Below are 24,083 nucleotides of genomic sequence, written 5' to 3' on the forward strand. Positions count from 1 at the left end.
GTCCGGGCCAGGGGCGGGCAAGGGAGAGAAGAAGGGCTCAGGCCGCTTCGCGTGCCTTCATGTCCTTCAGGTACTCATCGGCGAGTCGCTGCTTGGTGGCGTCGTCGAAGACGCGACCGGCCAGCTGGAAGACTTCCTGCTCTTCCTCGTCCAGATGGTGAGTCACCAGATGCTCGAGCTGCTTGGCGGCGGCCAGCCAGCCGGGTGAGCTGTAGTCCGTCGTCTCGAGTTTCTCGACCAGCTCATCGATTTCATGGTGCTCGGCCACGCTGTGACGCGCCTTTTCCTGCGTCATGTCGTGTTCCATCATCGGGATGTAGAGCGCGCGCTCCTCAGCTCCCGCATGGTTGGTGAGCGATTCCTTGAGGCGCTTGAACAGGTCATCGCGAGGCTCGCTGTCACCTTCAGTCTTGAGCAGCATGTCCAGCAGGCGGCGTTGTTCGTCGTGGGTCTCGCGCAGGGCTTCAAAGATGGTCATGTTCGGGCTCCTCATCAGCGTCAGCTTGTCGAGTGGCTGGGCGACGCGCCCACGTCCCGGCCCGCTTCTTCCAGCACCTTCGGCCACAAGGGGTCCCATGCGCCTGACCTTTCCCGCGAGCTTTCCGGCAGCCAGCTTGATCGTCCGCCGGGCGGCGGCTGGCCATCGCTCAAGGCAGTGGAGACATTCCTCTGGCAGGAGCACCTGCCGATCGCCGGGCATGTCAGCCTGATGAAGATGAACAAGCCGGATGGCTTCATCTGTCCGAGCTGCGCCTGGCCGAATGGTGACAAGCCCAAGGGGGCCAATTTCTGCGAGAACGGTGCCAAGGCGCTCGCGTGGGAGGCGACGCGTGAGCGCGTCAGCGATGAACTCTTCGCTCAGAACACCGTGAGCCAGCTTCGCGAGTGGACGGATCATCATCTGGAGAAGGAAGGGCGCCTGACGCACCCGCTGCGCTACAACGCGGCTGAGGATCGCTACGAGGTCACCAGCTGGGAGGCGGCCTACGCCGAGATCGGTGAGCGTTTCAAACAGTATGAGGACCCGAACCAGGTCGAGTTCTATACCTCGGGGCGCACCTCCAACGAGGCGGCCTTCCTGTTCTCGCTGTTCGGGCGCATGTACGGCACCAACAACTTCCCCGACTGCTCGAACATGTGTCACGAGACCACCTCGCGGGCACTGCCGGAGTCCATCGGCATCGGCAAGGCCACGGTGAATCTCGAGGACTTCAAGCAGGCCGATGCCATCTTCATCTTCGGTCAGAACAGCGGCACCAACAGTCCCCGCATGCTGGGCGATCTCCACGAGGCGCGTGGCCGTGGTGCCGAGGTGGTGAGCTTCAATCCTCTGCGCGAGCGGGCGCTGGTGAGCTTTGCCGACCCGCAATCGCCCAGGGACATGCTGAGCGGCAAGGGCGTCGAGATCAGCACCCAGTACCATCAACTGCGCATCGGCGGTGACCTCGCTGCCGTGCAGGCGATGTGCAAGTACGTGATCGAGGCCGACGATGCACTGCGTGAGCGCAATCCGCATGCGGTGGGGCTGCTGGATCATGACTTCATCGCGCAACACACCCACGGCTTCGAGGCCTTCGCCGATCACTGCCGCAAGCTTGACTGGCAGGATCTGGTCGAGATGTCCGGCCTGTCGCGGGAGTCACTGGAGCAGGCGGCGCAGACCTATCTTGAGGCCGAGCGCGTGATCTGTTGCTGGGGCATGGGCATCACTCAGCATGCGCGGGGTGGCGATACCATCCAGCAGATCGTCAATCTGCTGTTGTTGCGCGGCAATATCGGCAAGCCGGGCGCCGGGCCTTGTCCGGTGCGCGGCCATTCCAACGTGCAGGGGGATCGCACCGTCGGTATCGAGAACCTGCCCAACGGCGCGATGCTGGATGCCTTCGATCGCGTCTTCGACATCCAGTGCCCACGGGACAACGGCCATGATGTCGCCGAATGCTGCGAGGCGATTCTGCGCGGTGAGACACGGGCCTTCATCGGCATGGGCGGCAACTTCTTCCGCGCGATTCCGGACCAGAAGCGCATCGTGGAGAAGGTGCACGAGCTGGACATGACGGTGCATATCGCCACCAAGCTCAATCGCAGCCATCTGCATCCCGGCAAGCACGGCTGGGTATTGCCGACGCTGGGTCATAGCGAGCGGGATCTGCAGGCCGGCGCCGATGGCAAGGGCGCGGAGCAGACCACCAGTGTCGAGGACGGCATGTGCAACGTCTCGCCCTCGCGCGGCGTGATGGCGCCGGCGGATGCCAGCCTGCACTCCGAGATCGCTATCACCTGTCAGCTGGCCAAGGCCACTCTGCCGGCGCATCCCACCCTGGACTGGGACTGGTTGCAGGCGGATTACGCGCGCATTCGCGACCGTATCGAACAGGTCTTCCCGCAGATCTTCCCGGACTACAATGCCCGCCTGGCGCAGGGTGGCTTCCACATCCGCATCGCCCCGCGTGAGCGCATCTGGCACACCGACTCCGGGCGCGCCAACTTCCTGTTCCCCGAAGGCCTGGGCACCGATGAGCAGGGGCTCGACAAGGTCACCCATGAGACGCTGGACATGGACAGTACCTTCCTGCTCAGCACCATGCGGGGCCATGATCAGTTTAACACCACCGTCTATTCCAATGATGACCGCTATCGGGACGTCTACGGGACGCGCATGGTGGTGATGATCAGCCCGCAGGATCTGGAAACGCTCGGCCTGTCCGAGGGCCAGCGCGTGCGTATGGAAACCGTGAGTGAGGATGGTGTCGAGCGCAGCATGGCCGGCTTCAAGCTCAAGGCCTACGATATCCCGAGCGGCTGTCTGGCAGCGTATTACCCGGAAACCAATGACCTGATTCCGCTGGATCACCGTGATGCGCGCAGCAATACGCCGGCCTCGAAATCGGTGCCTGTCAGATTGCGTCTGATGGACAGCGAAGAGGTCAATGCCAGTGAAGGAGTGCTGGCAAGCGCTTGAGGCCCCTCTGACCGGGAATGTCTGAAAAAAATTTGCATCCTGCACTTGGCGTCAGGTTATGACGTGAGGGAAGGACGATGCGATCAACGCCACGCGCTGCACTGAAAGAGTGCGCCGCGTGGCGTTTTTGTGGGCAATGACTATCCCTTGAGCGAAGTCCCCGCTTCGGCACGACGTGGGCTGCTCTCCACTTCAATGGTGCTGCTCGGCTTCACCTTCTTCACCGCCACCATGTGGGCCGGTGGGTCACTGGGCTCGGCCTTCGCGCTCAATGAGCTGATGTGGGTCATCGTGATCGGCAATCTGCTGCTGGGGAGCTATGCGGCGGCGCTGGCCTACATCGCCTGCAAGAGCGGCCTCAACTCGGTGTTGATGGGTCGCCTGTGCTTTGGCGAGAAGGGCAGCCGTCTGTCGGACTTCGTGCTCGGCTTCACCCAGATCGGCTGGTACGCCTGGGGCACCGCGACCATCGCCATCGTGCTGGTCAAGACACTCGGCTTGCCGGAATGGCTGACCACGCCGCTGATGGTCATCTTCGGTTTCGCCTTCTGCCTGACGGCGATGATCGGCTATCGCGGCCTGGACATGCTCTCGCGCGTTGCCGTGCCGGCCATGCTGCTGTTCATCCTGTTCAGTCTCTATACCGGCATGGTCGATGTCGGTGGCATGGCGGGACTCGCGGCACTGACGCCCACGGATTCCATGAGCTGGACAGCCGCCATCACGGCGGTGATCGGTACCTTCATCAGTGGCGGCACCCAGGCGACCAACTGGAGTCGCTTCGCACGCTCGCCGAAGATCGCCGTGATCGCCACCCTGGCGGCCTTCTTCGTCGGTAATGGCCTGATGGTGCTGACCGGTGCGCTCGGCGCGATGATCTATCAGCAGGCCGATATCGTCGATGTGATGATTGCCCAGGGGCTGGTCAGCCTCGCGGTGTTGATGCTGTTTCTCAATATCTGGACCACCCAGGACAACACCATCTACAACTTCGCCATCGCCGGCTGCAATCTGCTGCGCACGCCGCATCGTCAGCGTGTCACCCTGGGCGGCGCGGCCATCGGCACGGTGCTGGCGGTACTCGGCATGTATGAGTGGCTGATTCCGTTCCTGATTCTGCTCGGCACCTTCATTCCGCCGATCGGCGGCGTGATCATGGCCAACTTCTGGCTCGGCCACAAAGGCCAGTATCCGCGTCTCGCCAAGATGCCCAAGGTGGATTACCACTGGCCGGGCCTCGCCGCCTACGCCATCGCCTGCCTGTGTGCCTGGAGCTCCCCCTTCATGCCGCCGGTCGTGGGTGTCGTGGTCGCCTTCGTCGTCTACGGCGGGCTGATCAAGCTTGCCAAGGTCGAACTGGCCGACAAGACGGCGGCGTGAGTGACTGATCGCCTGATATGAAGGGTCGTTTTCGGCCTCACTTGAATCACCAGGCAGACGGCAATCAGTACCATGCCGAGCCAGCCGAGCGGGGCGATATGCTCGCCGACGATGGTGACGGCGAGCAGCGCAGCGACCAGCGGCTCGAACAGCGTGAGCAGGGTGGCCTTGCTGGCGGCGATGGTCTTGAGGCCATAGCCGAAGGCGAGATAGCCGAGGAACATCGGTACCAGTGCCATGTAGAGTGCCACGCCTGCGTTGCCGGCAGTGGCGAACAGGCGCGGGTCTGCCACCAGCATGCTGAGGCCCAGGCCTGCGATCAACGCGATGCCGGCGACGCCGAACAGGCTGCCCATGGCCGCGCGAGCGTGGATACCACCTTCCATCATGCGCCGTGCGATCAGCGAGTAGGCGGCGTAGGTCACCCCGGCGATGATGCCCAGCGCGATACCCGCCAGGCGCGCCCTGATGGCCCGTTTCGCCCAATGCCATCATCACCACCCCGGCGATGCCCAGTGCGAGGCTGAGATACCAGCTCGGCGTGAGTCGATGGTGACCGAACAGGCGCTCCAGTATCGCGGCCGCCAGGGGCGCCGTGGCGATGGTGATCACCGTGCCGATGGCGACGCCCGCCAGGTGCATCGAGGTATAGAAGGCCAGCGGGTAGATGACGACACATACGGCGCCGAGCAATACCCGGCACTTCTGCGCCATCAAAAGGCCCAGGCAGCCCAAGATATTGGGCCGTGCGATCACTGCCTGAAGCAGGCCACCAACGCCCATGGCGAAGGCACCGGTCGCCAGCGGACTGACATTCTGATTGAAGTGGGCCGCCGTGCCGGTGGTGCCCCACAGCAGCGCCGCAAACAGCACCGCCAGGCTGCCCAGCACTCCCGACTTCGAGGGTTGGGAGGTCAGAGGAGAGATCGTTGTCATGGCCCTTGCCCATGCGGTGGGCGCTGGCTGCGGACTGGCCGTCGGTGTCCTGGGGGCGCGGGAGCGAAGCTGCAGCATCAGGCAGGTCATGATCAACAGCATGCCGACCGCCCCCATCATGGTGAACTGCTCGCCGACCACCACGACCGCCAGAACGCCTGCCACCAGCGGCTCGAACATGGTCAGCATGGTGACGCGACTGATGGGCACGCTGGCCAGCCCACGCCCGAAGACCAGACTGGCCAGCAGCATGGGAATCAGCGCCATGTAGATGGCGACACTGGCATTCACCGGCGTGGCGAACAGGCGCGGGTCGTGGATGAGGCTGGCGGTTCCGAGGCCGAGCAGCAGCAGCACACCGGCGGTGCCGAACAGGCAGCCCATCGCCGCACGTCCGTGGGTGCCTTGCAACATCATGCGTCTGGCGAGCAGCGAATAGGTGGCGTAGCTTGCGCCGGCCACGATCCCCAGGGCGATGCCGATGAGCTTGCGGTCTCGCCGATGGCCATCAGCGCGACGCCGATCATTCCCAGCGTCAGCGCGGCATACCAGCTGGCAGTGACCTTCTTGCGGTCCAGCAGATATTCCAGTGCGGCGGCCGCCAAGGGGGCCGTGGCGATGGTGATGACGGTGCCCATCGCGACACCGGTGTATTCCATGGCCGAGTAGAAGGCCAGGGGATAGCAGATGATGAACAGAGCGCCCCAGGCCACCAGGTGTTTCTGTGCGAGCAGCTTGTGTGCCTCGGCGCGAAGATGGCGGCGTGACAGGATGGCCTGGAGTACGCCGCCCACCCCCATGGCGAAGGCGCCAGTGGCCAGCGGGCTCACACCCTGATTGAAGTGGGCGGCCGTGCCGGTGGTTCCCCACAGGCAGGCAGCCAGCAGCACGCACAGGTTGCCGGTCTGACCTTGGAGCAGCGGGGAGAGCGAAGCGTTCGCGAAGCGGTGTTGCATGGTTGATGGCTCGCAATGAAAGGTGATTCGGTGACCACGAGATTACGCTTCATTGCGAATCGATATTGTGCTGAAACTACGCTTCGTTCTGCTGGAGACAGCCAAGTGGTCAGGCTGGAGTACTGGCGAGTCATCTCGCGCGGCGTCATGCCGAAATGGTGAGAGAAGCGCCGCGTGAAGGCCGACAGGTTCTGATAGCCCACTGCCTCGGCGACCTGCTGGACACTGAGGTCGGAATGGATCAACTGCGCACGGGCGCGCTCCATGCGCCGGGCTGTCAGGTACTGCTTGACGCTGACGCCCAGGTTGTCACGAAAGATCTTGTGGAACTGGGTAGGACTCAGATGCGCCAGGGCCGCCAATGATGCTACGTCATGCGGCTGATCCAGCTGCTCGTTCATGACATCCAGCACTCTGAGCAGACGCCGATCGACACGCTTGTCGCAGGTCTGCCTCTCCAGCAGGCCCAGAAACAGCTCGATGGCCAGTCGGTCGATCCGGGCATCGACCTTGCCCTGCAGCTGGGCTTCGAGAAACAGCAGATAGTTCATCAGCAGGGTGCTGATGGAGAACACCACGCGCCGAGTGGCGGCGAGATTGTCGGGCAGGTAATCCAGGTCCGCGACGATGAAGCGTGCCGCGTCATGGGCCTGGAACTGATGGATCTCGCCCGAGCGGATGATCACGCATTCGCCGGTGACCACGGTACCGGTGTAGCCGCCGACCTGGATGTCGAGATGGCCCCGGATCGGCAGCACCAGCTGCGGATACTGGTGATCATGCACATCGGCGCGTGGCGTGTAGGAACGTAACGAGAGTGCCGTCATGGTGTCGTGGTCATTCAGCGGCTCAGTTCGATGTTGCGTGTCTGACCACGCCCGACCTGGACCTGGCTCAGGATGAGGGGGCTGCGGGTGCCATCGGGCAGTTTGATGACGCCGGCGACATAGAAGGTGCCGGCGGGCAGGCCGGTGGCATTGAAGTAGCCATTGCTGTCGGTGCGCACGATATGGGTATAGGCCTGGGCACGCGGGTCGGCGCGCTCTGCCGTCTTGCCGGCCAGCGCCAGTTCCGCGGCTTCCGCGGAGTAGGTGGTGACCGGCGCGATCGAGATGCCTGCCTGGTTGGCATGAATCGTCTGACCCTGCCAGTCATAGGACATGCGGCCCTTGATGACTGAGGTTCCCGTCTTGTCGAGCTTGGCGTACTCCGCCTCCGGGAAGGCCACTGTCCGCTTGACGCGCTGATCGCCGTCCTCGGAAGACGGATGAGGATGGCGCCTTTGCCGCCTTCATGTCCCTCTCGGCATGGCTCTTGAGTGACAGAGTCCTCAATGAGCGCCTCGGGCAGCGGTTCTTCGAGGCACTGGCGCGCACGCCCGTCGATGGCGTGCCGGGCCTTGGCACGCTGGTGGACCTGAGAGATCGTCTCCTGGCGCTGGGGGAGCAGCGTGAATATCTGCGCGAGGATGACGTGAGAGAAGCCGAGATGGCGCTGGTGCGCCGCGTGCTGCAGGCCTGGATGCTGGGGACGGTGGGGCAATCTGCCACCGACCCGCAGGCCGAGGTGATCGCCTTTGAACATGCCGGCATGTATGCAGGCCCCCGCGATGTCCAGGTCGTGCGGACCTATTGCCCGAATCGCCCCGGTTTCTGGGCCGAGCTTGAGGAGAACCCCGCATGGCTGAGGAAGCTCGTACGTATGACGCTGACGTGATCGTGGTGGGCTCCGGCGTTGCCGGTGCCCTGATCGCGCATCGTCTGGCCGAAGCCGGCAAGGCGGTCATCATGCTGGAAGCCGGCCCGCGCCTGGAGCGCTGGCAGATCGTGGAGCGCTTTCGCAATCAGGCCGACAAGATGGACTTCATGGGGCCGTATCCCGCCAGCAAGGCGGCACCGCATCCCATGCTGCACGGCGACAATGCCGACTATCTCGTCCAGAAGGGTGAGCAGCCCTATGACGCGCAGTATATCCGCGCCGTCGGCGGTACCACCTGGCATTGGGCGGCCTCGGCCTGGCGCTTCCTGCCCAGCGATTTCCGTCTCAAGAGCGAATATGGAGTAGGTCTCGACTGGCCGATCGCCTATGAGGACCTGGAAGACTACTACTTCCGGGCCGAGGTGGCGCTGGGTGTCTGGGGGCCGAATGATGTCGATCTCGGCAGCCCGCGCAGCGCCGAGTATCCGATGGCGCCTCTGCCGCTGTCGTGGAACGAACAGCGGGTCAGCGAGCGCATCAATCCCCACGGTTTTGACATGGTCACCGAGCCGGTGGCGCGCAACAGCCGCCCCTACGATGACCGCCCGACCTGCTGCGGCAACAACAACTGCATGCCGATCTGCCCGATCGGGGCGATGTACTCCGGCATCATTCACGTCGAGAAGGCGGAGCGCGCCGGTGCCCGACTGATCGACAATGCCATCGTCCATCATCTGGAAAGCGATGCCAGCGGCAAGATCCGCGAAGTGCGCTATCTCGACCCGCAAGGCAAGCAGCATCGACTGAGCGCACCCAAGGTGGTGCTGGCGGCCAATGGCATCGAGACGCCCAAGCTGATGCAGATGTCGGTGAATGCACATACCCCCGACGGTGTGGGCAATCAGAACGACATGGTCGGCCGGCATCTGATGGATCACCCGGGTACCGGTGTGAGCTTTCTGGCCGATGAGGCACTGTGGGCCGGCCGTGGCCCCCAGGAGATGACGTCCATCATCACCTGGCGTGACGGGGATTTTCGCCGTGAATTCGCCTCCAAGAAGCTGCACCTTTCCAACATCGCCCGGACTCAGCAGATGACTACCGAGGTGCTGGCGGAGACTCCCCTGAGGCTGGGCGCGGACCTGCAGGCGCAGATCGACAATCGTGCCAGCCGTTATGTGCAGTTCGACAGCTTCCATGAGCTGCTGCCCGAGCCAGCCAATCGCATCACGCCGTCAAAAAAACGTGACGCACTTGGTCTGCCGCGCCCGGAATTCCGTTATGCTATCGATGATTACGTCAAGCGCAGCGCCGTGCATACGCGGGAGCAATATGCACGCATCGCCAAGCTGATGGGAGGCACGGACATCGCGTTCCGTGATGAGTTCTCCAACAACCAGCATATCTGCGGTACGACCCTGATGGGAGATGACCCGACGCAATCCGTGGTGGACCGCGATTGCCGAGTGCATGGCCACGACAATCTGTTCGTCGCCAGCTCCGGCAGCATGCCGACTGTCGGCTCGGTCAACTGCACTCTGACGATTGCCGCCTTGTCTCTTCGTATTGCCGATCTGCTCGAACAGGAAATATAAGCATGGTCCCGCACGCCCGTACTGCTGGCATTCGTGATGCCATTGATGAGAATGCCCGAGGTGCCCGCCTCACGGCCCGTCCCGCGCGTCTGGCCCGTGCAATACGTCTTGCTGCCATTGCCGGTTCCAGTGCGCTGTTGCTCAGCGCCTGTGGCAGTGGTGAAGATGAGCACGCCAGGCAGGTGGAGGCCGACAAGGCCGCCACCAATGATCCGGCGTTGATCGAGAAAGGCCTGTACATGGCACGCGCCAGTGATTGCGCTGCCTGTCATAGTACGCAAGACGGTGATGAGTACGCCGGCGGCCTCGGTTTCGAGACGCCGGTCGGCAAGATCTTCGCCACCAACATCACCCCGGACACCGAACACGGCATCGGCAACTACACTCTCGAGGAGTACACCCGTGTACTGCGCGAAGGTGAGGCGGCCGATGGCCACAATCTCTATCCGGCGATGCCGTTCCCGTCCTATGCACGTCTGACCGATGACGACATCAAGTCACTCTATGCCTGGAACATGCATGACGTGACGCCGAGCGCCACGCCGAACCGTGAGAGCGAGATTCCGTTCCCGCTCAACATGCGTTGGCCGATGGCGCTGTGGGAAGAGATCTTCTCGCCGCTGGAGCCCTGGCAGGATGACCCCGAGAAGAGCGCCGACTGGAACCGTGGCGCCTATCTCGTCCAGGGGCCGGGACACTGTGGCAGCTGCCACACCGAGCGTGGCATCGCCTTCCAGGAGAAGGCGCTGACAGGCGATGAGGACGGCTATCTCGGTGGTGCGATGATCGAAGGCTGGCGCGCCTTCAACCTGACGCCGGATATGCAGGATGGTCTGGGCAGCTGGAGTGAGCAGGATATCCAGACCTACCTCGCCACTGGCAACCTCAAGGGCAAGGCGCAGGCCGGCGGCCCGATGGCGGATGTCGTCACGCACTCCATGCGTCACATGAGCGAAGATGATCTGCGTGCCATTGCCGTCTATCTGAAGTCCATCCCGGCCGTGAATGGCAAGGGTGAGCAGGGCGAGGCGATCAATGATGGCGATCGCCAGGCGGAAGCTGAGCAGGCCAGCGAGCCTCAGGTCGCCACGCGGTTCAATCAGGGGGCACCGGCTGACGATGTCCTGTTGCTGCGCGGTCAGCCACTCGACAAGCGCCCGGATGACGAAGCGCTGATCGGCCAGCTGACGGATGCCACCCCGGGTGTGCGCCTGTATCTGGGCCACTGTGCCATGTGTCACGGGGCGGATGGCGCCGGCACCCAGGATGGTTACTACCCGTCGCTGTTCCACAACAGCGTGACCGGCAGTGTCTATCCGGACAACCTGGCGCAGGCGATTCTCAATGGCGTGCAGCGCGAGAACAATGGTCACAGCGTCTTCATGCCGGCCTTTGATGACAACCTGACCGACGGCGAGCTGATCAACCTGATGGACTACCTGGAGAATCGCTTCGGGGAAGGTCACCAGAGTGCCTCTCTCGCGGCACCTGATGCGCGTCGCCAGCAGTTGGCGGACAAGCTGGAAGAATGGCGCAAGCACTGAGGTTGCGCTCAAATGCAGCACAAACTGAAGAACTGCGGTAGAATGTGCGCCCAGACTTTAGCTCTTTATCAATTATTCGAGGCAACATAGCAGTATGACCGACGCTACTCTTGACGATCAGCTTGCATCCCTGTTTCAGGAGCAGGACACCAAGCAGGACCAGAACGCCCGCATCAAGGAGCTGGAGCGTCAGCTGCGTGAAGCCAGCAAGGAAGCCGACAAGCTCCGCAATGCCCGTGACAAGGCAAAGAAGGAAGTCGAGGACCTGCGTGCTCGCAACGAGCGTCTGAGCGAGAAGGCAGCAGCCTCTGACAAGCACCGCAAGCAGGTCGAACACGAGTTCAACCAGAAGCTGGTGCAGTACAAGGCGCGTCTGGCCCGTGAACAGGCCATCGCCCAGTCCCGCATGATGCCGATGGCAGCCGCTGAAGAGCAGGCGGAGTCCGAGGACACCGCAGACGCGGCTTCCCTGGAAGACCTGGGTCTGAACGCTGCAGCTATCCGCGCGCTGACCGAAGCCGGCTACGATGACGTCGCCAAGGTCCGCAAGGCCCACGCTGACGGCGTGATCGCTGAGGTCAAGGGTATCGGTCCCAAGGCTCAGTCCCAGATCGCGGAAGCGCTGGACGCCTGATCGTCTCTGATGAATGAAAAAACCCGCCAATTGGCGGGTTTTTTCGTGTCTGGCTGGAGTTCGGGCCAGGTGACCTTGGCCTGCTGCTCGCCCAGCCAGTAATTGAGCGCCTGACGCATGTCACTGACGGCAAGCGCATTGCCATTCAGCGCATGTACCACCTGGGGCAGGCTTGGCGCTTCACCGGCCTGGGCCGGCCACTCCTGCTTGAGCATGAAGGCCGCCTTCGTCGGGTCTTCCTGATGCAGGGTGCGTTGTGCCGCGGCGTGGGCCTGGCCCAGCTGTTGAAGCTCGGCATCGAGAGCGTCATCGGCGATGTCGGCGCGGCTGACCAGCAGCATGCGCGGAAGATCCAGCATGTTGGCGCGCGGCAGCCAGTCCTTGGAGAGCGGGTGCAGGGCCACCAGACGGGAGGCGTCATCGCCACCCAGGAAGGCGGCATGCATCTTGCGACTGTTGATCAGCGCCTTGGGCGCATCGCCGGCGTACTCATCACCTTCCAGCGCTTCCAGCGAGCGCGGGCTCACCAGCTGCATGCTGGAACCGACCTTGACCTCGATCCACTGCTTGAGCGCCAGATGCGAGCGCGCATCACTGTCGCTGATCACCACCCGCACTGCACGCGTGGTGTCATTCAGGAAGCGGATCAGCATTTCCTGCGGCTCGAACAGCTTGGTATAGCGGATCAGCTCATCGCGTGCGACCAGGCTGACATCATCCAGGTCCGCGCCATCCAGTACCCGCAGCGGCACGCCGCTCTCGGCCAGTGCCTTGAGGTTCCAGGGCGTCAGGTAGGCGGCGTCCAGAGTGCCATCACGCAGCCCCTTCATCACCTCATCCGCACTGGCGTATTGCGTCAGGGTCAGCGGCTCGCGCAGTGAGTCCTCGAGGGTACCTTCGGCTTCCAGCACGACGGCAGGGCTGGCGCTGACACCGGCGTCGGCAGGCATGCCGATCTCCAGGGCGCTGGCCTCCTGTGCCAGCATCAAGCTGCCACCGGCGAGGCACCAGGCCGCCAGTGTGCGTCGCAGGGGCAGGCGTTGGGCACGCGGGGGAGGGGGAAAGAGTCAAGCAGGGACATCTGGCACTCCGGCAACGGTAACAGAGAGGCGGTAACTCACCGCCATGACAGCGCTCACGCGTGGGCGCTCATGGTAGCCGTTGCGACGACGCCATCGCGGCGGGCGAAGTGGTCAACCCACAGCGCGATCACGCCGTCGCCGGTGACATTGGTGGCGGTGCCGAAGCTGTCCTGTGCCAGATACAGCGCGATCATCAGGCCAAGTTCCGCCTCGCCGAAGCCGAGCATGCTGCCGAGTACGCCCAGTGCGGCCATCACGGCGCCGCCCGGCGCACCGGGCGCGGCGATCATGGTCAGGCCCAGCATGATCAGGAAGGGGACGACTTCGCCGAGACTGGCGATGGCCAGGTCATGGCTCATCATCATCACGGCGGTAGCGCAGGTCACGATGGTGATGGTGGAGCCTGACAGATGGATGGTGGCACACAGCGGCACGCTGAAATCCGCCACTTCATCGCTGACCCCGTTGGCCTTGGTCTGACGCAGGCTGACCGGAATGGTCGCGGCGGAGGACATGGTGCCCAGCGCCGTCAGATAGGCGGGCAGCATGTTGCGCAGGAGTCCCAGCGGCGAGCGACGCTGGACGAGCCCGGTGATCAGATAGGCCGTGCTCAACCAGATCCAGTGCATCACGATGGCCAGCACCAGCACCTTCCAGAAGGTATCCAGTGTCGACAGCGCCTTGCCCTCATAGGCCATCTCGGCAAAGGTACCGGCGATGAACAGCGGCAGCAGCGGGATGATGACGCTGTTGAGGAACACGTCGACCACTTCACGTGATTCAAATACCGCGCTTTTCAGGGTCGGAAGCTCCCGACGACTGATGACGACACCGAAGACGAAGGCCAGTACCAGCGCCGTCATCACCGGCAACGCGGCCGGAATCTCGAGATCGAGGAAGGGGGCCAGTGCGTCGCGGCCTTCGGCCACGGGCGCCATGCCGGACAGCATGCCCGGCAGCAGATTGCTGGCGACCAGGAAGGCGAAGATGCCAGCGAGAATGGTGGAGCCATAGGCCATGCCGACGGTGCGTCCGAGCATGGCGCCTGAATTCTTCGGCAGAGAGGCGATGCCACTCATCACGTAGAACAGGATGATCAGCGGGATGGTGAAGTTGATCAGCTGGCCGATGATGACCTTGGCGGTCAGCGCCGCGCGGACCACGATATCCGGGGCCATCAGACCGATCAGAAGACCGGCGATGATGCCGAGGACAAGTTTGACGATGAGCTTCATGTGGATCTCGAGAGTTTGACGGGTTCTTGCCCTGAGTACAGGCCGTGAATCGCGTACCATCTCGGCCACGCACCGAAATGGCGCGCAGAGTGTACCTGAATCGGCTGGCCGGCGCTGTCTGAGCAGGTGATGCCCGAGCGCCAGCGCCCCGAGCGTCAGCCCGAACACTGCCATGCCCTGCCAACCGAAGAGGCTCATCATCTTGACCCCGACGGCCGAGCCCAGGCCGGCACCGGTGTAATAGCACAGCATGTAGACGGCATTCATGCGGCTCTGCGCCTCGGGGTCGATGGAGAAGACGCGCACCTGATTGGGAATCTGGGCGGCGAAGACCCCGAGATCCAGCAGGATGATGCCGATGATCAGCCCCGTCAGGCTGTCTCCCCAGAGGCCGAGTACCGCGAAGGCGGCCACCACCATCGTGAGCGCGAGGCTGATCAAGGGGCCTGCGCCGACGCGATTGACCAGACGTCCCGCCGCCTTGGCCCCGATGATCCCCGCCAGTCCGATGATGCCGAACAGTCCGGCTTGCTGAACGCTGTAATCAAAGGGCGTGTCGGTGACATGAAGTGCCAGTGTCGCCCACATGGCGTTGAAGGCCGCGAACCACAGTGCGCCGGTGAGCGCGGATTCGCGCAGCAGCGCATGGCGTTTCAGCAGCGTGAACATCGAGGCGATGAGCCTGGGATAGGCCATCTGCACCGCAGGGGCACGACTCGGCAGCTGACGATACAGTGACACACCGATGACGATGGCGAGGATGGCGGCGACCAGAAAGACGCTGCGCCAGCCCCAGTACTCGGCGATGCTGCCGCTCAGGGTGCGCGAGAGCAGGATGCCGATGGTCAGCCCCGTCATCAGCGTGCCGATCACCTTGCCGCGCCTCTGCGGAGTGGAGAGTGACGCGGCAAGCGGGATCAGCTGCTGGGTGATGTTGGCGCCCAGACCGACCACGAAACTCGCCACCAGCAATGGCCAGAGACTCGGGGCAAGAAAGACGCCCAGCGAGGCCACGGCCAGGGTGATGGACAGATTGCGGATCAACTGGCGTCTGTCCATGGTGTCGCCCAGCGGCGAGATCAGCAGGATCGCCACGGCATAACCGAACTGCGTGGCCGAGGGAATCATGCCGATGGTGCCCTGGCTGACGCCGAGTGAGGCCGCCATGTCGGCCAGCAGCGGCTGGTTGTAATACAGGTTGGCTGCCGTGGCGGCCACGGCAATCGCCATCAGCAACAGCAGGCCGCGACTGATGGGGGAACGCTCTCGCGCACGACCAGCGTGGGGGCCAGCTGGGTCTGACCCGGGAAGGGGGAACCCTCCAGGCGGGCGATGAGCTGTTCCACTGCCGTGGTGCCGAGTTCATAGATCGGCTGGCGGATGGTGGTGAGTGCCGGGTTGAGGTAGGCGCTGATCTCGATGTCGTCGTAGCCGATGATCGACAGCTCGCGTGGGACCTCGAGACCGAGATCCTGCGCGGCGCGCAGACAGCCCAGCGCCAGCAGGTCATTGAAGGCGAAGATGGCGTCCGGTCGATCCCCGGGGTCCGCCAGCAGCAGGTGAGCGGCGCGATGGCCATCTTCCAGCATCAGGTCGGTGGCGACCTGCCAGTCCTCCGGTACGCCCAGGCCGGCGGCCTTGAGCGCCCCGAGTGCTCCGCACAGGCGCTCCCGCGAGCGGGCGTGATCGCGTGGGCCGGTCAACAGCGCGATGCGCTCGAGTCCGCGGGATATCAGATGCTCGATGGCAAGCCTGCCCCCCAGGCGCGAGTCATCGTTGACCACCGTCATGTCCCAGCCCGGCTGGGGTTCGGCGTCCATCATCACCGTCGGCAGCGGCAGGGCGCTGAGAGCCTGCAGAAAGCCCTCGCCGTTCTCGGCGGTCATCACCACCAGCCCATCGATGCGGCGATCGCGCAGTGTCTCGAGATAGCTGAGCTGCTTGGCATCGATGTCATCGCTGTTGCACAGGATCAGGCTGTAGCCTGCCTGATAGCAGCGGTCCTCGACTCCACGGATCACCTCGGCGAAGAACGGGTTGTGCGCGCTGGTGACTATCATCCCCAGCGTGCGGCTGCGATTGGATTTCAGCGCGCGTGCCACGCTGTCCGGCCGATAGCCGAGTGCCGCGATGGCCTCGCGCACCCGCGCTTCGGTGTCCCTGGCGACGGGCCGAGTGGCATTCACCACATGTGAGACGGTGGTGACGGAAACGCCTGCCCGTGCCGCCACATCCTTGAGTCGAATCACCGCTTACTCGGTGATCAGCTTGAGCGGCACGTCGGTGGTCTTGTCGACATCCTCGCCCTTGAGCAGCTTGTCGGCGACTTCCACGCCGAGACTGCCGATCAGTGACGGTTGCTGCGCGATGGTCGCGTCCATCTTGCCGGCCTGAACCGCCTTGATGCCTTCATCGGTGCCGTCGAAACCGACCAGCAGGATGTCCTTGCCGGCCGCCTGCAGCGCGCGCTGTGCGCCGAGGGCCATTTCATCGTTCTGCGCGAAGACGGCATTCACCTCAGGATGCGCCTGGAGCAGATTCTCCATCACGTTGAGGCCCTGGGTGCGATTGAAGTTGGCCGGCTGGCTGGCGATCAGGCTGATGTCCGAGTGACCCTCGATGGCCTTGAGGAAGCCTTCCCCACGGTCACGTGTCGCGGAGGCACCGGCCACGCCCTCTAGCTGTACGACCTTGCCTTCTCCGCCGAGTTTCTCGGCGATGAAGCTGCCGGCCAGTTCGCCACCCGCGACGTTGTCGGAGGCCACGTGGGCGGCGATCCGGCCGCCGTTGGCGCTACGATCCAGCGTCACCACCGGCACGTTGCGTGCATTGGCGGTACGCACGCTGGAGACGACGGCGTCGGAGTCGGTCGGGTTGACCAGCAGCAGGTCCACGCCACGTGACAGGGCGTCTTCCACGTTGGACAGCTCACGTGCGGCGTCATTGCTGGAATCCAGCACGATCAGCTCATGGCCGAGCTCCGCCGCCTTGTCCTTGGCACCCTGCTGCAGGCTGACGAAGAACGGGTTGTTGAGTGTGGACACGACCAGCGCGATCTTGTCCGCCATGGCGGATTGCACCGGCATCATGCTCAGACCGGCGGCGGTGATGGCGGTGGTCAGCGAGGAAACGAGCAGTTTTCCCCGTGGTTGGCGCACGGGATCGAGGGTCTTCGATGCTGCCGGGAATGAAATCGCTATTTCTGGGCGCGGCTGTCGATCAGTACCGCGAGCAGGATGACGGCGCCCTTGGCGATCATCTGGAAGTAGCTTGAAACCCCCATGATGTTCAGCGCGTTGTTCAAGACCCCGATCACCAGTGCGCCGATCAAGGTGCCGAAGATGCGGCCTCGACCACCCATCAGGCTGGTGCCCCCGATGACGACGGCGGCGATGGCGTCGAGTTCGTATCCGGTGCCGGCATTCGGCTGTGCCGAACCCAGACGGGCGGCCAGGATGGCACCCGCCAGTGCCGCGAAGGCACCCGCGATGGCGTAGACGCTGATCTTGATGCGATTGACGTTGATGCCGGACAGGCGTGCCACCTTCTCGCCACCGCCGACCGCATAGACGTGACGGCCGAAGCGGGTGTGATGCAGCACGCCCCAGCACAGCACATAGACGAAGAACATCATGTAGATGGGAATCGGGACGCCCATCCAGTAGCCGCCGCCCAGGTTCCAGAAGCTGTCGGCGGCTTCACTGACGCCGATGGAGACCGGGCGACCATCGGTGTAGACCAGCGTCGCGCCGCGCAGCACCGTCATCGCCACCAGGGTGACGATGAAGGCCTGGATGCGTCCGAAGGCGACGAACAGACCCGAGACTGCGCCCAGTGCGGCACCGGCGATGATGGTGCCGGGCACGCTCAGCCACGGTGACAGGCCGGCGGCGGTCATCGAGGCGGCGAAGGCGCCGGTCAGTGCCAGTACCGCACCCACTGACAGGTCGATACCGGCGGTGAGAATGACGAAGGTCACGCCCATGGCGATGATGGCGTTGATGCTGGTCTGGCGCAGCACGTTGAGCAGGTTGTCGGCAGACAGGAAGTTGTCGGACAGGCCGGCGCTGACGGCGATCAACAGTGCCAGCGCGATCAGTGCCTTGTTGTCGACCAGCAGGCGCATGATGTCGAGTCGACGGTCGCCGGCGGCGGAGGAAGTGGGAGTGGACATCAGTTCGGCATCTCGTGGCGGGAATCAGAAGACGTGTGTGGAGGGGTCGCTCGGGTGGCGCCAGTGCTGGCACTCAGCGGGCTCTCGAGACCGGAGGCGGCTGTCATGATCGCTTCCTGGGTGGCGTTCTCGCGGCTGAATTCACCGGAAATCCGGCCATCGGCCACCACGAGAATGCGATCCGCCAGACCCAGCAGCTCGGGCATCTCGGAGGAGATCAGCAGGATGCACTTGCCCTGACGCTTGAGCTCGTTGATCAGCAGGTAGATCTCGCGCTTGGCGCCGACATCGACGCCGCGGGTCGGCTCATCGAGAATCACCAGCTCCGGTGCCGGCATTAGTGCCTTGGCCAGCGACACCTTCTGCTGATTGCCACCGGACAGCGTATCGACCGCCTGGGCGGTATCGCTGATCTTGATCTGCATGCTCTTGACGAACTGCTCGACCGCGGCGGCTTCCTCGCCGTGACGAATGCGCCCCAGCGCACCACAGAAGTTCGGCAGGGCACTGAGAGACATGTTGCTGGCCACCGAGTGCGCCAGAATAAGTCCTGACTGCTTGCGATCTTCCGGCACATAGACCAGGCCTGCCGCCAGTGCCGCGGCCGGCGAGGGGAACTGCCCGGACTGTCCGTTGAAGGTCACGCTTCCCGCCGCGATGCGGGTATCACCGCACAGCGCGCGCGCAAGCTCGGTGCGTCCTGCGCCCATCAGGCCGCCGAAGCCGAGCACCTCACCGCGCCGCGCCGAGAAGCTGATGCCATTGACGCCCGGCGCGTGAAGCTCCTTCACCTCCAGCATCACCTCGCCATCGGGGCTGGCGGGCGTATAGGGATAGCGCTCGGCCAGTTCACGGCCGACCATCAGGCGAATCAAGCCATCCTCGTCCAGTTCCGCCGTCGGCCCCTGATGGATCATCTGACCATCACGCAGCACGGCGACTTCATCGCACATGCTGAAGATCTCGTTGAGACGATGGGTGATCAGCACCAGTGAGCGTCCCTCACCGCGCAGCTCCGCGACCACCTCGGCCAGGATGTCCGTCTCGATGTCCGTCAGGGCATCGGTGGGCTCATCCATGATGATGATCTCGGCGTCAAGCGACAGGGCGCGCGCGATCTCCACCATCTGCTGCTGACCGATGCTCAGTTCACTGACGGCGGTGCGTGAATCCAGTGTCTGGCGCAGGCGATCCAGCAGTTGGCGGGCATCGGCATGCAGGCGCTTCCAGTCGACGGTGCCAAGCGCAGTGCGTGGTTCACGCCCGAGGAATATGTTCTCGCCGGCGGACAGGCCCGGCACCAGATTGAGTTCCTGGTGAATGATGGCGATGCGACTGTCCATGGCCTGGCGTGGGGTGGTGAAGATGACTTCCTCATCGCGAAGCCACAGGGTGCCGGCGTCATAGCGATACACGCCGGAGAGAATCTTCATCAGCGTCGACTTGCCTGCGCCGTTCTCGCCAGCCAGCGCATGCACGCGGCCGGCGCGCAGCGTCAGGTCGACGCCCTTGAGCACGCTGACCCCGGAAAAGCCCTTGTCGATGCCGCGCAATGCCATCAGCACGCGCGGCATCAAAAGGGAACTCCGCAATGCAGGATCAGATTGGCGTAGGGCGTGCACTCACCGGTGCGCACGATCACGCTGGCCCTGGGGAGTTCGGCCTTGAAGGCCTCGTGCTCGATCACATGGCGCTCAAGCGGCTTGGCGTCACGCTGCTCCAGTGAGGCCAGGCGGGTCGAGAGCGCGTCGTGAAGCTCCGGGCTCTTGAGAGCCAGCTCGCTGGCATGGGTCACGGCTTCGATGCACAGCTCTGCAAGCAGGGCGTCGAGCACCGGCAGCATGGCCGGCAGCCCGGGAATGACCGCCAGATCCACACAGGGGATATCGGCGGGAATCGGCAGGCCGGCATCGGCGATCACCAGGGTCTGGGTATGGCCGAGGCGAGCGATGTGCCCGCTGAGCGGCGCGTTGAGTAGGCCTTGTCGTTTCACGTCTCAGTCCTTGAATGAGGCAGGGGCGAGTCGATCCAGTCATTTACCTGACGGGTTCACCATGGGCGACAGTATGACGCGCAAACGTTTGCGGCGCGGTAGGCGAAACGTCGTAGCCTCTGTAGAGCGACTACTTTTTTGTAGTCGCTGGGGATAGGGTCGGGGCTTGACCTCAATGGCCTGCTGAGTGACCTGGAGAGCGCCGAGCGCCAGAAGCTCACGCCGATTGCCAACAAGCAGGCCAGCTACGAGGCGGAGCTGTCGGCCTGGGGGACGATCCAGAGTCGTCTGGAGTCGCTGGACACGGCGGCAGCGTCCCTGGCTGATCCCGATATCTATGCCGGCATGACGACCACCGCCAGTGGCAGTGGCGTCAGTGCCAGCGCCACCAATATCGCGGAGCCGGGCAGCTATTCGGTCTCGGTCTCCCAGCTGGCGCAGGCGCAGAGCCTGGCGACCGGGGGTCAGACCCATCGCGATGAGGCCATCGGGAGCGGGACGGCCACCACGCTGACGCTCTCGCTTGGAAGTCTCGGCAGTGACGATGGCTATGTGGCGGACGCCGAGCGCACCGCCGAGATCGTGATCGACTCCAGCAACAACAGTCTGGAAGGCATCCGAGATGCCATCAATGCGGCAGGGCTTGAGGTCAGCGCCTCCATCGTCAACGACGGCTCTGACTCGCCGTATCGTCTGGTGCTGACCTCCCGGGAGACCGGCAAGGACTCCGTCATCAGCCTGTCGACCAGCGGTGAAGAGCCGGCGCTGGAGGACCTGCTTGGCTTCGACCCCGCCGCGCCATCCGCGAGTCAGGTCGAGCAGGTGGTGGAGCCGCTGGATGCCAGCTTCAGTGTCAATGGCATCGCCATGCACAGCACCTCCAATGAGATCGACGATGCCGTGGATGGCCTCAGCCTCGTCTTGAGCGACGTGACCACGACACCGAGCACGGTGACGGTGGCCGAGAACCCGGAAAAGGCGAGTTCGGCATTGCAGGCCTTCGTCACCGCTTACAACGAATTGCAGAAGACCATCGACAACTACACCGCCTTCAATGCCGATGAAGGCACGGCGGGCGAGTTGCTGGGCGATTCGACGCTGCGAACCATCGAGAGCCGGCTCACCTCGGCGCTGAATTTCACCAGTGAGGGGGACTTCTATGCGCTGTCCTCGCTGGGAGTCACTCGCACGGACGATGGCAAGCTTGAGTTCGACAGCGCCATGATCGATGAGGCGGATGCCACGCAGCTGGCCGCCATGTCCGGCTTCTTCATCTCGGACAGCGAAGCGGGAAGCGTGGGCTTCGCAAGTCAGATGGCTGGCCTGCTGGATCAGGTGGTCGGCGATGACGGTACCCTCGAGAACACGACCGAAAGCATCGAAAGCTCGCTGGAAAGTCTCGAGAGTCAGTACGAGCAGACCGAGACCACCATTGACGCCACCATCGAGCGCTACCGGGAACAGTTCACGGCACTGGACATTCTGGTCGCCAATCTGACCTCGACCAGCGATTACCTGACGGGACAGCTGGAAACTCTGGAAAACAGCTGGAACCTGACCGACTAGCCGGACGCTATGAACAAAGGAAGACAAACGTCATGAGTCGCTATCGTGGGGCCAATGCCTACGCCCGTGTCGGCGTGGAATCCGGAGTCCTGTCTGCCAGTCCCCACCAGCTGATCGTGATGCTGTTCGAGGGAGCTGATCGCACCTTGGCCGCGGCCCGTCTGCAGATGGAGGCAGGCGATATCGTGGCCAAGGGACAATCTCTGACCAAGGCCATCAACATCATCACCGATGGGTTGCGTGCCTGTCTGGATCACGAGCAGGGAGCCGACGTCGCCGCCAACCTGGATCGTATGTATGACTACATTGCCCGCTTGCTGCTCCAGGCCAATCTGTCCAACAGTGTGGAGAAGCTGGATGAAGCGCGCCGCCTGCTCAGCGAGCTGGGCGAGGCCTGGCGTCAGATCGCGGCTCACGACAAGGGACAGTCATGATCATGGAAATCGATGCGCCATCAGTGGATGAAGCGTCCGCTCTATGCGATGCGCTCTTCACTCAGATGTCCAACATGCTGGTGGCAGCGCGCGCAGGAGACTGGCCGGGTGTCATACAGGGTCAGACGCGCTATATCGAGCAGATGCAATCGCTGCGCATGCCGGATTCCGGCAGCGCGGAGGCTCGTGAGTATCTTGAGCGTCAGCTGAAGGGGCTGACGAGCATGGAGGCGGAGCTGACGACGCTGCTCAATGCGCGCAAGGCGCAGTTGCAGGAAGTGCTTGGCGATGTGGGGACTCGGCGCAAGCTGGCGCGCAGTTACGGACAGGGCGCGACCAGGATTTCGGTGCCATGCACACGGCCATGTTGTTGAATGCACGTCAGGCGGGCTCGGTCACCCGCCTGGGCGGTGCTGGACAATGAGTCAGAAGAGTCTGGTGGATGAATTGCAGCAGCTGCAGCTGGCGGTCGAATTGATCGAGCTGGGGGCTCGTCTGCAGGTGCTCGAGACAGAGACGGAAATCAGTCGTGCGCGTCTGGTGAAGCTGTACAAGGAGGTGCGCGGCGTCTCCCCGCCCAAGGGCATGCTGCCGTTTTCCACGGATTGGTTCATGACCTGGCAGCCCAACCTGCACGCGTCCCTCTTCCATGGCTTCTATCGTCGCCTGCGCTCCCAGGGTGTGCCGCGCATGGATGCCTTCGTCAAGGCGTATCGCTTCTACCTCGAGCACGTGGGGGAGGAGGAGCCGGTACTGGCGCTGACCCGCGCCTGGACACTGGTGCGCTTCTTCGAGAGTGAACTGCTGGACCTGGCGACCTGCCAGACCTGTACCGGCCACTTCGTGATTCATGCCCATACCCCCTCGCATGATTACGTGTGCGGTATCTGCCAGCCGCCTTCCCGTGCCGGGAAGACAGCGGCGCGTCGCAAGGCTCGGGATTCCCACATGACCCTCAAGACCTCCCACGTGCGGCCGATAACCGTTGAGACGTGAGGTCGATCGCATGCCAAGGGGGTGGTTGTGTTGCTTTTCATAGGTTATCTGGTGGTGATCGGGTCGACCCTAGGTGGGTATCTGATGGTGGGGGGGCATCTGGCGGTGCTGATGCAGCCCGCTGAGCTGTTGATCATCTTCGGCTCGGCGGTAGGTGCCTTCCTGGCGGGCAACAATGGCAAGGCCATCAAGGCGACCGGCAAGGCGTTCTCCAGACTCAAGCGAACGCGCGGTTACAACAAGTCGTTGTACATGGAAGTCATCAGCCTGCTGTATCTGCTGCTTTCCAAGTCGCGCCAGCAGGGCATGCTGGCCATCGAGCAGGATATCGACAATCCCCAGGAGAGTGCGCTGTTCGCGGAGTATCCGCGCGTGCTGTCGGACCCGATTCTGATGAACTTCATCACGGATTATCTGCGCTTGATGGTCAGCGGCAACATGGACCCCTTCGAGTTGGAATCCCTGATGGAGCATGAGATCGAGACCTTCAAGCACGAGACCGAGATCCCGGTCCATTCGTTGTCTGCGGTGGCGGACGGACTGCCTGCCTTCGGGATCGTGGCTGCCGTCATGGGGGTCGTGCATGCGCTGGCCTCCGCGGATCAGGGCGCTGCTCAGCTTGGCGTCCTGATCGCCAATGCCATGGTCGGCACCTTCCTGGGGATTCTGCTGGCCTATGGGTTCGTGACGCCGGTGGCCAACAAGATCCAGCACGAAGTGCATGAGGCCGTGAAGATGATGCAGTGCATCCGCGTCATCCTGATGGCCTCGCTCAATGGCTATGCGCCGCAGATTTCCGTCGAGTTTGGCCGCAAGGCGCTGTTCACCGCCGAACGCCCCAGCTTCAATGAGCTGGAAGAACATGTTCGCGACATCAAGAACAAGGGAGCCGGCTGAC

Annotated in this window: 23 protein-coding genes and 1 pseudogene; 12 read left to right on the top strand and 12 right to left on the bottom strand. The window is 63.4% G+C overall.

The features are described 5' to 3' along the window. Positions 1–37: 37 nt before the first annotated feature. Positions 38–478, bottom strand: coding sequence for a hemerythrin domain-containing protein (locus CU110_RS07585; protein ID WP_077376112.1), 441 nt, complete (start codon positions 476–478; stop codon positions 38–40). Here CU110_RS07585 and CU110_RS07590 point away from each other — a divergent pair. After that, on the top strand, positions 446–2,962 hold the full coding sequence (locus tag CU110_RS07590; RefSeq protein ID WP_276317901.1) for an FdhF/YdeP family oxidoreductase: 2,517 nt from the start codon (positions 446–448) through the stop codon (positions 2,960–2,962). The genes CU110_RS07585 and CU110_RS07590 overlap by 33 nt on opposite strands. A 147-nt stretch (positions 2,963–3,109) precedes the next feature. After that, positions 3,110–4,342 carry a cytosine permease gene (codB, locus tag CU110_RS07595; protein ID WP_127735283.1) on the top strand — a complete coding sequence of 411 codons (1,233 nt, stop codon included), beginning with the start codon at positions 3,110–3,112 and terminating at the stop codon, positions 4,340–4,342. Here codB and CU110_RS16095 read toward each other — a convergent pair. Beyond that, on the bottom strand, positions 4,285–4,767 hold the full coding sequence (locus tag CU110_RS16095) for an EamA family transporter (RefSeq protein ID WP_205694086.1): 483 nt from the start codon (positions 4,765–4,767) through the stop codon (positions 4,285–4,287). The two genes, codB and CU110_RS16095, sit on opposite strands and share 58 nt — an antisense overlap. A 509-nt stretch (positions 4,768–5,276) precedes the next feature. Between CU110_RS16095 and CU110_RS16825 the strand changes: the two genes are divergently transcribed. Next, on the top strand, positions 5,277–5,549 hold the full coding sequence (locus tag CU110_RS16825) for a hypothetical protein (RefSeq protein ID WP_240665524.1): 273 nt from the start codon (positions 5,277–5,279) through the stop codon (positions 5,547–5,549). A 142-nt stretch (positions 5,550–5,691) separates the two neighbouring features. Here CU110_RS16825 and CU110_RS16105 read toward each other — a convergent pair whose 3' ends face one another. From CU110_RS16105 to CU110_RS07615, 3 genes are read right to left on the bottom strand one after another with little or no spacing between them, the layout of a single operon-like run. Next, the gene (locus CU110_RS16105; protein WP_205694087.1) at positions 5,692–6,168 is read right to left on the bottom strand and encodes a DMT family transporter; all 477 of its coding nucleotides are present in this window, start codon (positions 6,166–6,168) and stop codon (positions 5,692–5,694) included. After that, entirely contained in the window at positions 6,105–7,061 is a 957-nt protein-coding gene (locus CU110_RS07610) for an AraC family transcriptional regulator (protein ID WP_127735286.1), read from the bottom strand. The genes CU110_RS16105 and CU110_RS07610 overlap by 64 nt, the downstream gene beginning before the upstream one ends. A gap of 14 nt (positions 7,062–7,075) precedes the next feature. Next, the gene (locus CU110_RS07615) at positions 7,076–7,462 is read right to left on the bottom strand and encodes a carboxypeptidase regulatory-like domain-containing protein (protein WP_127735289.1); all 387 of its coding nucleotides are present in this window, start codon (positions 7,460–7,462) and stop codon (positions 7,076–7,078) included. Positions 7,463–7,503: 41 nt separating this feature from the next. Between CU110_RS07615 and CU110_RS07620 the strand changes: the two are divergent. The 4 genes and pseudogenes from CU110_RS07620 to CU110_RS07635 all read left to right on the top strand — a co-directional run. Further along, positions 7,504–7,950 (top strand): annotated as a pseudogene (locus CU110_RS07620) (sugar dehydrogenase complex small subunit); the annotation flags it as partial. After that, positions 7,914–9,527 carry a GMC family oxidoreductase gene (locus CU110_RS07625; RefSeq protein WP_084208614.1) on the top strand — a complete coding sequence of 538 codons (1,614 nt, stop codon included), beginning with the start codon at positions 7,914–7,916 and terminating at the stop codon, positions 9,525–9,527. The pseudogene CU110_RS07620 and the gene CU110_RS07625, both read left to right, overlap by 37 nt. A 2-nt stretch (positions 9,528–9,529) precedes the next feature. Continuing rightward, positions 9,530–11,071, top strand: coding sequence for a cytochrome c (locus CU110_RS07630; RefSeq protein ID WP_205632757.1), 1,542 nt, complete (start codon positions 9,530–9,532; stop codon positions 11,069–11,071). Positions 11,072–11,165: 94 nt separating this feature from the next. Further along, positions 11,166–11,705, top strand: a complete 540-nt coding sequence (locus CU110_RS07635; RefSeq protein WP_077376142.1) for a hypothetical protein — start codon at positions 11,166–11,168, stop codon at positions 11,703–11,705. Here the strand turns inward: CU110_RS07635 and CU110_RS07640 are convergent. The 7 genes from CU110_RS07640 to rbsD form a co-directional block, all read right to left on the bottom strand. Then, positions 11,672–12,691, bottom strand: coding sequence for a hypothetical protein (locus CU110_RS07640; RefSeq protein ID WP_127735295.1), 1,020 nt, complete (start codon positions 12,689–12,691; stop codon positions 11,672–11,674). The two genes, CU110_RS07635 and CU110_RS07640, sit on opposite strands and share 34 nt — an antisense overlap. Before the next feature lie 149 nt (positions 12,692–12,840). Beyond that, a complete protein-coding gene (locus CU110_RS16110; protein WP_205694088.1) occupies positions 12,841–15,252 on the bottom strand; it encodes a cation:dicarboxylase symporter family transporter in 2,412 nt (803 codons plus the stop codon). After that, positions 15,252–16,271 carry a LacI family DNA-binding transcriptional regulator gene (locus CU110_RS07655; RefSeq protein ID WP_127735298.1) on the bottom strand — a complete coding sequence of 340 codons (1,020 nt, stop codon included), beginning with the start codon at positions 16,269–16,271 and terminating at the stop codon, positions 15,252–15,254. The genes CU110_RS16110 and CU110_RS07655 overlap by 1 nt, the downstream gene beginning before the upstream one ends. A gap of 3 nt (positions 16,272–16,274) precedes the next feature. Then, positions 16,275–17,180, bottom strand: coding sequence for a ribose ABC transporter substrate-binding protein RbsB (gene rbsB / locus CU110_RS07660; protein ID WP_240665526.1), 906 nt, complete (start codon positions 17,178–17,180; stop codon positions 16,275–16,277). Positions 17,181–17,218: 38 nt separating this feature from the next. Further along, positions 17,219–18,196, bottom strand: a complete 978-nt coding sequence (gene rbsC, locus CU110_RS07665; protein ID WP_084208619.1) for a ribose ABC transporter permease — start codon at positions 18,194–18,196, stop codon at positions 17,219–17,221. Beyond that, complete coding sequence (locus CU110_RS07670) at positions 18,196–19,770, bottom strand: sugar ABC transporter ATP-binding protein (protein ID WP_127735301.1); 1,575 nt, start codon at positions 19,768–19,770, stop codon at positions 18,196–18,198. Before CU110_RS07670 ends, rbsC begins: the two co-directional genes overlap by 1 nt. Then, positions 19,770–20,189: a D-ribose pyranase gene (gene rbsD, locus CU110_RS07675; RefSeq protein WP_084208620.1), complete on the bottom strand. Its 420-nt coding sequence runs from the start codon at positions 20,187–20,189 to the stop codon at positions 19,770–19,772. Before rbsD ends, CU110_RS07670 begins: the two co-directional genes overlap by 1 nt. A 153-nt stretch (positions 20,190–20,342) precedes the next feature. On the opposite strand from rbsD, the gene fliD reads away from it, so the two are divergent. Genes fliD through motA form a run of 5 tightly spaced genes read left to right on the top strand, consistent with a single transcriptional unit; the run spans position 20,343 to position 24,082 of the window. Continuing rightward, positions 20,343–21,755, top strand: a complete 1,413-nt coding sequence (gene fliD, locus CU110_RS07680; protein ID WP_276317919.1) for a flagellar filament capping protein FliD — start codon at positions 20,343–20,345, stop codon at positions 21,753–21,755. Positions 21,756–21,787: 32 nt separating this feature from the next. Further along, on the top strand, positions 21,788–22,189 hold the full coding sequence (gene fliS, locus CU110_RS07685; RefSeq protein ID WP_077376165.1) for a flagellar export chaperone FliS: 402 nt from the start codon (positions 21,788–21,790) through the stop codon (positions 22,187–22,189). Further along, the gene (locus CU110_RS07690) at positions 22,186–22,563 is read left to right on the top strand and encodes a flagellar protein FliT (RefSeq protein WP_127735308.1); all 378 of its coding nucleotides are present in this window, start codon (positions 22,186–22,188) and stop codon (positions 22,561–22,563) included. The genes fliS and CU110_RS07690 overlap by 4 nt, the downstream gene beginning before the upstream one ends. Positions 22,564–22,609: 46 nt before the next feature. Continuing rightward, positions 22,610–23,185, top strand: coding sequence for a flagellar transcriptional regulator FlhC (flhC, locus tag CU110_RS07695; RefSeq protein ID WP_127735311.1), 576 nt, complete (start codon positions 22,610–22,612; stop codon positions 23,183–23,185). A 27-nt stretch (positions 23,186–23,212) separates the two neighbouring features. Then, positions 23,213–24,082 (top strand): flagellar motor stator protein MotA, encoded by an 870-nt coding sequence (gene motA / locus CU110_RS07700; RefSeq protein ID WP_077376180.1) that lies wholly within the window; start codon positions 23,213–23,215, stop codon positions 24,080–24,082. Position 24,083: the final 1 nt, after the last annotated feature.

The sequence above is a fragment of the Cobetia sp. ICG0124 genome, assembly GCF_004006355.1.
Classification (GTDB): Bacteria; Pseudomonadota; Gammaproteobacteria; order Pseudomonadales; family Halomonadaceae; genus Cobetia; species Cobetia marina.